Below are 13,319 nucleotides of genomic sequence, written 5' to 3' on the forward strand. Positions count from 1 at the left end.
TCTCCTTAACTGCGTGTTCTAGGTGCTATGTAGCCAAAACGGTGTACGTAATGCCTGTCTGCGTCTGGTTTCCCACTCGCTCTGATGCTGCGTGGTAATGGCAAGCTGTAATTGACGCCAGCCTTCAAGGTAAGGCGCGGTTAGGCTCTCGGGGTAAGCACCAGAAAGCATTAACAGTGATAACAACAGACGCTCTAGGCGCGGTAATTGCTGTTGATATTGTTGCTGATTGAGTGGATGGCCAAATGTACTTTTCAGTTCTGATGAGCAACGGCTTAGCATAATGTCACAGAACCGCTTGAATGAACTGTTTAACTTGGTTTTTGCCTTATCTTCGATAAACGGCCGCCAGGCAGTGGTGAGCAGCCAAGAGGTGAGCAACAGCTTGGTATGCAGATACTCGGTGCTGTAGCAGAGTTGCTGCGGTTCGGTGTCATGTACTTGCAGTAACGGTTCCAGCGTGGTGAGCTGTGCACGCAAATCGCAACTGGCACGACGTGGTATTAGGCCACCAAAAGTCACCAGAATTTGTCGGATCAACGCTACCGCTTGCTGCACAGAACCCTTGGCTCGCACTTGCCCCTGCAACCACAGCTCTTCATGATACTGCCAGTGGCTTAACGCCCACTCAAAAGCTGCGATCATTCCCTGCTCAACACTGCTTTTGGCTGCAACTTGCAAGCTATTCAAAGGTCGTAAGGTCAGGCTCTCGTCCCCTTGTGCCAACCGATAACCACGCGCTGCTTTGCTGAGGCTACTTTGTCGTAAGCCACCAAACTGTGCTAAGTGACCGGCGAAAGCCAGTAAATCTGCAACATTACCCTCTGTCAGCTCTAACTCCAGTTCACAAATGGGTTCCTGCCGTTCTCCAGCAGAGACCTCACCTAAATCCAGGGCGACTTCGATCTGGCTACTGCCAAAGGTGACTAGCCATTTTTCGCGGCTGAAGTTAGTGCTGAAACGCGGCTGTAGTTGTGCTTGTAGCTGCTGTGGCTGGCACCCTTCTGGCCAGATATCGGCAGGGAATTTGGCCAAATCGAGTTCCGGTTGGCTAAGTACGACGTTATATTCCGGCCGTTGATGCACTCCAGCCACCACTGAGCCGGATGTTTTTATTGTCATTTCATAATGTTGCCCTGTACCACGAATACGTAACGCCATGTGGTGCATCCGCAGGTAGTGATCTGCACTTTCGAAGTAGATGTTGGTTAATTTCTGCGCCGCAGAGTAGCGGTGAGGCCAGATGGCAATTCGTTGTGGCAACGTGGCAACAGTTGCAGCAGAAACGATAAATTTAAGCTCTATTTCAACGCTCATAATCTGTTCCCGATAGACCTGGAAAGTTTCCCTTGTGAAACCAGCATGCTCAAAGTGGCTGTCAGCAGGGCCAAAGATGCTGGATCAGTAATTGTAGGTTACGCTGCCCACGGAACTGATTTACATCCAGTTTATAGGCAAGCGTGACCTGTTTGATACTATTATCAGGCCACTGTGTGGCATCAACATTAAAAGCAATGCCATCAAGCAATGCACCACCGGATAAAGGTTCGAGCAGTAACTTAAGGTGCTTCTCTGCCAGCAAACGCTGCTGCAGAATACGAAATTGTCCATCGAAGATCGGTTCTGGAAATGCCTGTCCCCAAGGCCCGGCTTCGCGCAGCAATTCGGCGGTGTTCAAGGTTAACTCTGTGCTGGTTAACTCACCATCAGACCAAACCACACCTTCCAGCAACGCTGGATCAAGCCACTCAGTGACCAACTCAGCAAAATGGTGACGAAACTGATCAAAGCGTGACTCTTCCAGTACCAATCCCGCCGCCATCGCATGGCCGCCAAACTTGTGTATCAAGCCAGGGTGCAAGGTATCTAACCGTTCCAGCAGATCGCGCATATGTAATCCCGCCACTGAACGACCAGAGCCCTTCAATAACCCTTCTCCCGCAGGAGCAAAGGCAATCACCGGGCGATGGAAACGCTCTTTAATCCGTGAGGCGAGAATTCCCACCACACCTTGATGCCATTGTGGATGGTAGATCGCGATCCCATAAGGTAACTGTTTATCAGAATGTTCGAGTTGATCACACAATGCCAGTGCTTCAACTTGCATCTCCTGTTCAATTTCACGTCGTGTCTGATTAAGTGCATCAAGATCATGCGCTAACATACGTGCCTGCTGTACATCGTCGCAGAGCAACAGTGTGACGCCAATCGACATATCATCCAAACGGCCCGCAGCATTCAAGCGTGGGCCAAGTGCAAAACCGAGATCACTGGCTGTTAACTGGCTCATCTCGCGTTTTGCCACTTCCAGTAATGCTCTGATGCCTGGTCGACACTTGCCAGCACGGATACGATTTAACCCCTGATAGACTAAAATACGGTTGTTAGCATCAAGCGGCACCACATCAGCAACGGTACCTAATGCTACCAAATCAAGCAGCTCTGCCAGATTGGGGATCGCCAGCGCCCGCTGTTCGAACCAACCGATGTCACGCAACCGTGCGCGCAGTGCCAACATCAGGTAGAACGCTACGCCAACACCCGCTAATGCTTTCGAAGCGAAGGAGCAACCCGGTAAGTTAGGGTTAACCATCGCCTCGGCACTCGGTAATGTTTCCCCGGGCAGATGATGATCGGTGATCAACACTTTGATTCCTTTCGCCTGTGCTGCACTGACTCCGGCATGAGAAGAGATGCCATTATCGACAGTAACAATCAACTCTGCACCACGCGCAGCAGCCTGTTCTACTACCTCGACACTTAAGCCATAACCCTCTTCAAAGCGGTTAGGTACCAGATAATCAACAGTACTGGCTCCCATCAGACGTAGTGCCAACATCATCACTGCGGTACTGGTCGCGCCATCAGCATCAAAATCGCCAACCACGATGATGCGGCGTTGTTCTGCCAACGCTTGCTGTAGTAGTGTCACCGCAGCATCAATACCCTGTAGCTGCTGCCAAGGTAGCATCCCTTTTACGCTACGCTCCAACTCCTGTTCCATTTGAACACCACGCAGCGCATAAAGGTGACGCAACAACGGCGGCAAATGAGCAGGTAACTGAGTCTCTGCCGGTGCTATGCGCCGACGTAACTGAATTTTTCTACTCACCACGTTCTATTTCTTCGCTGCCTGTGTAACAAATGACTCCAGCAATTCAGACAACTGGGCTGGCTCCTGATAGCCGGGGATGACAACACCGTTGGCCAGTATAATGGCCGGCGTGCCTTTCACACCAAATTGAACACCCAGCTGATAATGTTGACTAATGTCGATATCACAACTGACCATAGGCACGCGATTGCCCTTCATCGCGCTATTGAATACTTTGTTTCTGTTGCTGTTGCACCAAATCGACTTCATATCACGTGCCGAGTCTGCTTCCATACCCTGACGAGGGAAAGCCAGATAACGGATGGTGATACCCAAAGCATTATATTCCGCCATCTGGTTATGTAACTTATGGCAGTAGCCGCAGGTGATGTCAGTAAAGACGGTGACAATATGCTTCTCTTGTGGCGCTTTAAAAATGATCATCTGATGCTTCAGGCTTTCCAAGCGTGTAACAAGTAACTGGTTGGTGACATTGAGTGGCTGCTCTTGGCTGATGTCGTAGAGCGGCCCTTGTAGCACATACTTACCATCCTCCGAAACGTACAGTACCATGCTCGGAGCAATAACCGTCTTTAAACCGGCAATCGGTGCTGGCTGAATCTCCGCTTGTTCGATGCCTAAGTTTTTTAGCGCTTTCTCAATCTGCTGATGACTTGCTGGAGCTGCATTGGCAACCGAAGCAACCAGAAGAGAGCACAGCATAAAGAATTTTTTCATTACGACGATCCTTATGATCTTAGCGCGTTAGGCACGCGGGTGATGTTGTTGATGTAATTGTTTAAGTCGCTCTGTGGCGACATGGGTATAAATTTGTGTCGTGGAGAGATCACTATGCCCTAACAGTAGTTGCACAACGCGTAAATCTGCGCCGTGGTTTAATAAATGAGTCGCAAAAGCATGGCGCAACACATGTGGCGACAGCCGGTGGCTATCAATACCGGCCAGTGTGGCATAATGCTTGATTCGGTGCCAGAAAGTCTGTCGAGTCATCTGTTGACAGCGGATACTAGGGAACAACACATCAATAGCGTGTCGATTGACAATCCAAGGGCGACCATATTCTAGATAATGTTCCAGCCAGTGACGCGCCTCTTCGCCTATCGGCACCAAACGCTCCTTATTGCCCTTACCGATAACCCGTACTACGCCTTGACGCAAACTGACATCACTTAAGCTCAAGCCAACCAGTTCCGAAACGCGCAATCCCGTTGCGTATAACAACTCAAGCATCGCTTTATCACGTAACTCTACTGGCTGTTCGACACTCGGTGCCTGCAGCAGAGCCTCTACCTGTGTTTCACTGAGATCTTTAGGTATCCGCAACGGCAACTTAGGCGATGCCAGCAGCGCACTGGGATCATCCTGACGCAACTGCTCGATATTAAGGTATTGATAGAAGCTACGCATCACACTCAATAATCTTGCTGAGCTGCTAGCTTTATAACCACGTTCTAGCCGTTCAGCAAGAAAGCCTTGTAAATCTAGCGATTCGGCTCGCAATAAACTGCTATTCCGTTGCACCAGCCATGTCGATAAACCCTGTAAATCAAGGCGGTAGGAGGACAAGGTATTTTCTGCCAGATTACGCTCCAGCCAGAGCGCATCAAGGAATTGCTCAATCAGCGCACTATCTTGTCGTTGCACACGCGACTCTCTCAGTTAGGGGGATGGCAGGTTGATAGGATAAGGTATCCAGATTCAGCGGTAGCATTGGATTCACCAACAGTAATTGTGAATTATCGATGCATTATTCTATGTCACCACGTAACCAGCTGTCACAACCAAGCACTCGACTATCCTTAGTCTGGTGATTCTGACGATAATGGGCCAATTTACCGACCAGGCTAACACACCATGAATCAGGATATCATTAGTTCAAAGTATGGTTTTTTTGAAAAAATCAGAAATTAATACTGGCAAAAAAGCCATTAATAACTCGCAATAGGTAGGGTTCTTGGCTGTAGCTCATAATATCGCCGACAAAAGTCTAGGTTAAACCCAGACTTAAGTACAACTATCTTAATTCATAATAACGATGTATTGTTCTGCACATCAGCCAAAGATAAAAAAAAACCTGACCCGTTGGGTCAGGTTGCCAGATTGGCCAACACCAGGGAAACTGTATCTATACCATAGTATAGCTCGAATCTCAGAATACACAAGATATTTTGGTTGATTTTATATAACTACTATAAATAAGAATGCTCGGATCTTACGGTGAAGAGCAATATCTGGAGTCGGTGAGGGTGCTTACAGTGAGCGTCACAATGCGAATGACTGCCACTGCACCTTCATCTTTTTTTTGGTATTAACTCTTCACCACCTTCTCACACCAGGGCTCTACCTTACACCTTTTCGCCTCTATAGCTCAATAGTTAATCATTAATTTATTAATACTATTGTTTTATATCTTTTTTTATTATCTGAACACCGCCAAAGCACATCAAACAATCACTCTGTTCAGCGCAATCCAGGTACCTATGTCGGTGACTGCCTGGCTAACATCCCCTGTTATAACAGACTGTTTTCCAACTACAGCCAAACATAACCGCAGATAGCATTGTGGGCGGATAAACCCGCCCACAACGAATCACAACATCAGTAAGTGATTAAGCATCGCCGAACCGACGACGCGGTGCTCCTGCAGGTGCTCCATCACGCCGCGATTCACGGTTAACATTGCCACCACGACGCTCATTACTGCTATTACCCTGCTCCCGACGCTCGTTAAAACTGCGACGAGGTCCACTACGGCGATCACCCGAGCCACCATCACGGCGCTCACGCGGCTGCACATCACCCAACAACTGCATTGCCATTGGCTTATTCAGAATTCGGGTGCGAGTGAAGTGGTTCAAGATTTCAGTTGGCATCCCTTTCGGCAGTTCGATGGTTGAGTGCGAGGCAAACAATTTGATATTACCGATGTAACGGCTACTAATGTCACCTTCATTCGCAATCGCACCAACAATATGGCGCACTTCAACACCGTCATCACGACCCACTTCGATACGGTAAAGTTGCATTTCTCCAACATCACGCCGCTCGCGACGAGGACGATCACCACCTTCACGCGGCTCACGACGACGATCATCACGATCATTGAATTCACGACGCGGACGCGGCTTGGCTACCGGCTCTGGTGGCAGGATCAGAGGGCGCTCACCCTGTGCCATTTTCAACAATGCCGCCGCCAAAGTTTCCATCTCTAGCTCTTGTTCCGGCTGTAACTTAGCCAGTAATCCACGGTAGAGATCAAGATCGCTACTTTCTAACTGTTGTTGTACTTTCGCGGCAAATTTCTCCAGCCGGCGCTTACCCAACAACTCAGCATTCGGTAACTCTACTTCCGGAATAGTCAGCTTCATGGTGCGTTCGATATTACGCAACAAGCGACGCTCACGGTTTTCAACAAACAACAACGCTCGCCCAGCACGGCCAGCACGACCGGTACGACCGATGCGGTGAACGTAAGATTCTGAGTCCATTGGAATATCATAATTCACTACGAGACTGATACGTTCCACGTCCAAACCACGTGCCGCAACATCGGTAGCGATCAGAATGTCTAATCGTCCATCCTTCAAGCGTTCAAGTGTTTGCTCACGCAGTGCTTGGTTCATATCACCATTCAGTGCCGCGCTGTTGTAACCGCTACGCTCCAGCGCTTCTGCCACTTCCAGCGTGGCATTTTTGGTACGCACAAAAATAATTGCTGCGTCAAAATCTTCTGCTTCAAGGAAACGCACTAGCGCCTCATTTTTACGCATCCCATACACAGTCCAGTAACTCTGGCTGATATCTGGTCGCGTAGTCACGCTAGATTGAATACGAATTTCCTGCGGCTCTTTCATAAAACGGCGTGTAATACGGCGAATCGCCTCTGGCATAGTGGCAGAGAACAGCGCAGTTTGGTGTTCTGCTGGGATTTCCGCCATGATGGTCTCTACGTCTTCAATAAAGCCCATCCGCAACATTTCATCTGCTTCATCCAGCACCAGACCTTTCAGGCTCGAGAGGTTCAACGTTCCGCGCTTGAGGTGGTCCAGCAGACGCCCTGGCGTTCCGACCACAATTTGTGGCCCTTGGCGCAGTGCGCGTAATTGCACGTCGTAGCGCTGGCCGCCATAGAGCGCAACCACATTGACGCCATGCATATGTTTGGAAAAATCTGTCATCGCTTCGGCCACCTGCACCGCTAACTCACGGGTCGGTGCCAGCACCAAAATTTGTGGTGCTTTTACGGTGACATCCAGGTTATGTAACAACGGCAGCGAGAACGCCGCAGTTTTACCACTGCCGGTCTGTGCCATTCCGAGCACATCTCGGCCTTGTAACAGCAAAGGAATGCACTGTGCCTGGATTGGTGAAGGCTTTTCGTAACCTAAATCGGTCAAAGCGGCAATAATTGGAGCAGATAGCCCCAGTTCAGCAAAAGAGGTTTCAAACTCAGTCGTCATGTACACATGTCTCATTGATAATGGCAGCCAGTCTACATAACTCGTCGAGAAAATTTTCAGTCATTTTCATTGAAAAGTGTGAACCGGCTCAAATTAGTTTATAAAACGAACAAAAAGCCCTCACCTGCCGAGGCGATAAATTGGCAAAAAACCAAAGTATTCAGGCTGATAACCTACTATCCTCCAAGCAGTCACAGTCACATTAACGTTCATCCAATGTCTGGTGATAACGCCAACGTGCAGGCAATACAGGCCGGTGTCTTTAACAGCCTAGGGCTGTTCGAGATGCCTCGCATGTTTAAGTTGCCTACTTGTTTTCCGCTGAAATCAATCAGGTGTTAGTGTTCGTCAGCTATTGCTGGTTCAATTCCGATAAGTCGTCTTGTGTTTGACTCAAAAGAGCCAATTCCAACAATGCATAGCGGTGCTCAACAAAGTGATGAACATTGTTAGCAACCGTCAGTTTGAACAGCGCCGAAGCGGTGTTCTTGTCCCCCAGACCTAGGTAGTGTTTACCTAAATAGAAGTCAGTTTCACTGAGATGCTCAGCGAGCGAAGTGTTGTCCGTTGCATCCGCCTTTAGGTAATCCATCAACGTTTTTTCGCTGATCTTCCCCAAGTAGAATTCGACAATATTCCATCCCCACTGCCCCTTCTCCGCCTTGTTATAACGCTGTTCTAGCGCGACTTTAGCCATCTGTGGCTCAATTTCACGCTCCACTAAATAAAGCCATAACGAACGGAAAGGGTCGTTTGGGTTGTCTCTATAAAACGCCTGCAGATCACCCTGCGCTAACAGGAAACGGCGGCCATAATACAGCGCGATGCCCCGGTTTAAAAGCGCGTAACTATAAGTTGGATCAAGCTCTAATACAGAATTAAACGCCTCATAGGCAGCATCAAAGTTGCCTGCCTGCGTTAAATAAATACCTAAATAGTTAAAAACCTCCGGCATATCAGGACGTATTGCCAGCGCATGAACAAAATCGCTACGCGCCAATATCGGCAATCCGGCGCTATCATACAGCACAGCGCGTTCATATAAAAGCTGTGCGCGCTCATCATCGGTAAGTGACTGACTGGAAAGTATCTGCTCTAGCCTCACCAGTAACAGTTGCTGCTGCTGGCTAGCCTGCAAAGGGGTAGCAAGAGCCTCATCTTTACGCTGTTCTACTTGGCTACACCCGACCAACATCAAGGCTACCAGAGTACAACACCAGCGTAACCACTGCATCATTTCTCGCTCCTGAAGACAAACGTGAGATAAACAGTCTAGTCCTCCGCCGGTCAATTCACGAACCTTGTTGTGACAAAAACAGCTCCCCCAGGTTACTGCGGGGAGCTGTAAATTTTTCGCTACAACGCTTACTCCGCTGAAGCGGCTGGTGCTTCAGTGCTGGTCGCTTCTTTGATACTCAAGCGCACGCGCCCTTGACGATCAACTTCCATCACTTTTACCGAAACTTCCTGCCCCATTTGCAGATAGTCAGTCACTTTTTCCACTCGTTTATCAGCAATTTGTGAAATGTGAACCAACCCTTCTTTACCACCACCGACGGCAACGAAAGCACCAAAATCAACGATACGCGTCACTTTACCTTGGTAGATGCGACCCACTTCGATATCACTGGTGATCTCTTCGATACGGCGGATAGCAAACTTCGCCTTCTCACCATCAGTCGCAGCAATTTTCACCGTACCATCATCTTCAATTTCAATCGTGGTGCCGGTCTCTTCAGTTAACGCACGGATCACTGAACCGCCTTTACCGATCACATCTTTGATCTTGTCCGGACTGATCTTGATGGTATGGATACGAGGTGCAAATTCAGAAATATCACCACGTGGGGTGCTGATTGCCTGTTCCATCACACCAAGGATATGTAGACGGGCACCCTTAGCCTGATTCAATGCTACCTGCATGATTTCACGGGTGATGCCTTCGATTTTGATGTCCATTTGCAGCGCAGTGATACCTTCACGGCTTCCTGCAACTTTGAAGTCCATATCACCAAGGTGATCCTCATCACCTAAAATGTCTGACAGAACAACAAAATTGTCACCCTCTTTCACCAGACCCATCGCAATACCTGCTACCGCAGCTTTGATCGGTACGCCCGCATCCATCAGTGCCAAAGAGGCACCACAGACCGAGGCCATTGAAGAGGAGCCGTTCGATTCGGTGATTTCAGACACAACACGTACTGTGTACGGAAAATCTTCCAGCTTAGGCATCATCGCCAATACGCCACGTTTTGCCAGCCGGCCGTGACCAATCTCACGTCGCTTGGGTGAACCCACCATGCCGGTTTCACCCACTGAATATGGCGGGAAATTGTAGTGGAACAAGAAACTGTCGGTTTTTTCACCCGTCAGTTCATCGATATTCTGTGCATCACGTGCAGTACCTAATGTCGCTGTGACCAGTGCTTGAGTCTCACCACGGGTAAACAGTGCCGAACCGTGAGTACGTGGCAATACACCCGTGCGTACATCGAGGCCACGCACCATATCTTTTTCACGACCGTCGATACGCAATTCGCCACGCAACACGCGGCTACGTACCACATTTTTCTCAACACTCGCGAGGATATCCTGCAACTCGCCAGCATCCAGTGTTTCATCTGCTGCCAACAGTGCTGCAACTACGCTCTCTTTGATCGCATCAATCTGAGCATAACGTTCTTGCTTCTCAATAATACGATAAGCATCACCCAAACGGCTTTCAGACAACTCGGCCACTTTTGCATGTAGCGCCTGATTAACAGGTGCTGGCTGCCAATCCCAGCGCGGTTTACCGGCTTCAAGCACCAGGGCATTAATATTTTCAATCACCACCTGCTGCTGCTCATGGCCAAACACCACTGCACCTAGCATCTGGTCTTCGCTCAGCACATCCGCTTCCGATTCCACCATCAAAACAGCACCAGCAGTACCAGCAACAACCAGATCAAGACGGCTTTGTTTTAGTTCATCGATGGTAGGGTTCAATACGTATTGATCATTGATATAACCAACACGCGCTGCACCAATCGGACCATTGAACGGGATCCCAGATAGGCTTAATGCCGCTGAGGCACCAATCATCGCCACAATATCAGGGTTAACTTGCGGGTTTACTGAAACCACTGTTGCAATCACCTGAACTTCGTTCAGGAAACCATCGGCAAACAGTGGGCGGATTGGACGGTCAATCAGACGTGAAATCAGCGTCTCACCTTCACTTGGACGCCCTTCGCGACGGAAGAAACTACCTGGAATACGACCTGCCGCATAAGAGCGTTCTTGATAATTAACTGTAAGCGGGAAAAAATCCTGCCCCGGCTTAGCCTTTTTCTGACCAACCACAGTGACGAACACTGCAGTGTCATCCATGCTCACCATCACGGCCGCAGTGGCCTGACGTGCGATCATGCCCGTTTCGAGCGTAACGGTGTGTTGACCATACTGAAATTTACGAATAATCGGTGTCAGCAAAATTTAATCCTTTCATTGACTGCGTATCCAGTGGATTGCCACCAAGTACGCGATTGACTCAACTCGCCTTCGCACTACAGCCTCGCGGCTAATGACAAGCTTTATCCAGATAACACTGATGTCAGCCAGAGAAAGTCTCTCATTAGCCGCGCGAAACCCTGCAACGGAAGAACCCATAACACATTCATTTAGTTCTGCGGTTATCTGCCCAATGGCTTAACCGCAGATCAGATTAGTGTCCAGAATCACCAAACACTCCGCCAGTAAGAACCTGTGCTGGTAAAAACCACCAAAGTCTCTGTCACTAATCCAACCACTAAAAATATAGAAGAAAGGGGCCTGTTGGCCCCTTTCCACTGAAACTGTTTTGCTTAACGACGCAGACCAAGACGCTCGATCAGGCTGGCGTAGCGTGCTACATCTTTGCCTTTCAAGTAGTCGAGAAGTTTACGACGCTGAGAAACCATACGCAGCAGACCACGACGGCTGTGGTGATCCTTCTTGTGCTCGGCAAAGTGACCTTGCAGATGGTTAATCTGTGCAGTGAGCAGGGCAACCTGAACTTCAGGAGAACCACTGTCATTGGCACCGCGACCAAAATCAGCCAGAATTTTGGCCTTAGCTTCAACACTTAGAGACATTGTCATACTCCAAATTATCGATAATAAACAAGGGTGCCAATCTCTAATTCAGCAACCCGACTTTTCAGCAACTGAAACCAGTTACCGTTGTTGACAATGGGTTCTTTAACCTAATCACCAATCGCCATCAAAACAACGGAGCATTCTACCGCGAACTAACCAACCGTTCAAGCCAACGACCAATTTGAACTCTATCCAACCCAGTTAGGGGGCGTGCTCTACCACTAATCGACGTGGCATTACCCGACCATCATCGCCGATTTCACCGATACCGATGAATTGTCGCTGTTCACCCTCAGTCATCCGCACTAAGCCGGAAGCCGGGGCTCGCGCTACTTGCACCCCTTGCCCATGCTTAACGTAAGCTGCCACACTAGGAAGCAAATTGACCTCTGGGAAGTGTGCTGCCGGGCTATCCATCGGCAGCAGCAATGCGTCCAGTTGCTCAAGCCCGACGTTCCCTTCCTCGTCGGCCTGCAACGCTGCCAAAGACTCCAGCGTGACCATGCGTGCCATTGGGTAGTCAGCAACCTGCAACCGGCGCAGATAGATCACGTGCGCACCGCACCCTAACCGCTCACCAAGATCATCAATAATGGTACGAATATAGGTGCCCTTAGAACAGTGGATCTCCAGTTCCAGTTCATCACATTGCCAACGAATAAACTGCAATTGATAAACGCTGATATTGCGTGCCTCACGCGGTACCTCGATACCTTGGCGTGCATACTCGTACAGTTTCCTGCCTTGGTATTTCAGTGCAGAATACATCGACGGCACTTGCTGAATATCGCCACGAAAAGTATCAAGCGCAACATCCAGTTCTGCCTGGCTAAAAGTGACTGCGCGTCGCTGGATCAACTGTCCCTCAGAATCGGAGGTATCTGTCCGTTCACCCAGACGAGCAATCACACGGTAACGTTTGTCACCATCAAGCAAATATTGAGAAAATTTAGTTGCTTCACCCAAGCAGATCGGCAACATACCTGTTGCCAACGGATCAAGCGCACCTGTGTGTCCGGCGCGATTTGCCTGGTAGATCCGTTTCACTTTTTGTAGCGCATCGTTCGACGATAACCCTTGTGGTTTGTCGAGTAACAAGACCCCGTGAACATCACGACCACGGCGGCGTGGACGACTCATTAAGCCTCCTCGTCATCACCTGATTTACCACGCAGTGCCTCATCGTGTTTAACGACATTGGTCACTAGATTGGACATCCGCATTCCTTCTACCAATGAGTTGTCATAGGCGAAAGTCAATTCTGGCACAACCCGCAAGCGCATCGCTTTACCCAATAGCAGACGAATATAACCCGCTGCATCCTGTAATGCCTTAATACCATTGGTGATGAAATCAGCATCAGCATTCTCGGTCAACACGTTCAGGAAGGTGACATAAACTTTGGCATAGGCCAGATCACGCGATAGTTCAACCCCAGAAACAGTAGTCATGCCAATACGGGGATCTTTGATCTCACGCTGCAAAATAATCGCGATCTCTTTCTGCATCTCTTGTGCCACACGCTGGCTGCGGCTGAATTCTTTTGGCATAAGCAAAACCTCCAGAAAAATCAGGGGGCCTTGGCCCCCTATTTAGCGTTATCATGACTCAGCATCTAAAGCT

Annotated in this window: 11 protein-coding genes; all 11 read right to left on the reverse strand. The window is 49.1% G+C overall.

Features of this window, described 5'->3' with window-relative positions; translation table 11 throughout:
- Positions 1 to 18 precede the first annotated feature (18 nt).
- Complete coding sequence (locus EOJ37_RS00265; protein ID WP_127956471.1) at positions 19 to 1,317, reverse strand: CYTH domain-containing protein; 1,299 nt, start codon at positions 1,315 to 1,317, stop codon at positions 19 to 21.
- Positions 1,318 to 1,378: 61 nt separating this feature from the next.
- Positions 1,379 to 3,112, reverse strand: a complete 1,734-nt coding sequence (gene recJ, locus EOJ37_RS00270) for a single-stranded-DNA-specific exonuclease RecJ (protein ID WP_127956473.1) — start codon at positions 3,110 to 3,112, stop codon at positions 1,379 to 1,381.
- Between the two features lie 6 nt (positions 3,113 to 3,118).
- A complete protein-coding gene (gene dsbC / locus EOJ37_RS00275) occupies positions 3,119 to 3,832 on the reverse strand; it encodes a bifunctional protein-disulfide isomerase/oxidoreductase DsbC (RefSeq protein ID WP_127956475.1) in 714 nt (237 codons plus the stop codon).
- Positions 3,833 to 3,859: 27 nt separating this feature from the next.
- The gene (gene xerD, locus EOJ37_RS00280) at positions 3,860 to 4,759 is read right to left on the reverse strand and encodes a site-specific tyrosine recombinase XerD (RefSeq protein WP_127956476.1); all 900 of its coding nucleotides are present in this window, start codon (positions 4,757 to 4,759) and stop codon (positions 3,860 to 3,862) included.
- A 965-nt stretch (positions 4,760 to 5,724) separates the two neighbouring features.
- Positions 5,725 to 7,575: a DEAD/DEAH family ATP-dependent RNA helicase gene (locus EOJ37_RS00285; protein WP_127956479.1), complete on the reverse strand. Its 1,851-nt coding sequence runs from the start codon at positions 7,573 to 7,575 to the stop codon at positions 5,725 to 5,727.
- Complete coding sequence (gene yrbN, locus EOJ37_RS14990) at positions 7,565 to 7,645, reverse strand: protein YrbN (RefSeq protein ID WP_127956565.1); 81 nt, start codon at positions 7,643 to 7,645, stop codon at positions 7,565 to 7,567. The genes EOJ37_RS00285 and yrbN overlap by 11 nt, the downstream gene beginning before the upstream one ends.
- 282 nt (positions 7,646 to 7,927) lie before the next feature.
- A complete protein-coding gene (nlpI, locus tag EOJ37_RS00295; protein ID WP_127956481.1) occupies positions 7,928 to 8,812 on the reverse strand; it encodes a lipoprotein NlpI in 885 nt (294 codons plus the stop codon).
- Positions 8,813 to 8,940: 128 nt separating this feature from the next.
- On the reverse strand, positions 8,941 to 11,052 hold the full coding sequence (pnp, locus tag EOJ37_RS00300; protein ID WP_127956483.1) for a polyribonucleotide nucleotidyltransferase: 2,112 nt from the start codon (positions 11,050 to 11,052) through the stop codon (positions 8,941 to 8,943).
- 371 nt (positions 11,053 to 11,423) lie between these two features.
- Positions 11,424 to 11,693, reverse strand: coding sequence for a 30S ribosomal protein S15 (gene rpsO, locus EOJ37_RS00305; RefSeq protein ID WP_127956485.1), 270 nt, complete (start codon positions 11,691 to 11,693; stop codon positions 11,424 to 11,426).
- A gap of 204 nt (positions 11,694 to 11,897) precedes the next feature.
- Entirely contained in the window at positions 11,898 to 12,836 is a 939-nt protein-coding gene (gene truB, locus EOJ37_RS00310; RefSeq protein ID WP_127956487.1) for a tRNA pseudouridine(55) synthase TruB, read from the reverse strand.
- Positions 12,836 to 13,246 (reverse strand): 30S ribosome-binding factor RbfA, encoded by a 411-nt coding sequence (gene rbfA, locus EOJ37_RS00315; protein ID WP_127956489.1) that lies wholly within the window; start codon positions 13,244 to 13,246, stop codon positions 12,836 to 12,838. The genes truB and rbfA overlap by 1 nt, the downstream gene beginning before the upstream one ends.
- Positions 13,247 to 13,319 lie beyond the last annotated feature (73 nt).

The organism is Serratia microhaemolytica, assembly GCF_004011885.1.
GTDB classification, from domain to species: Bacteria; Pseudomonadota; Gammaproteobacteria; order Enterobacterales; family Enterobacteriaceae; genus Serratia_G; species Serratia_G microhaemolytica.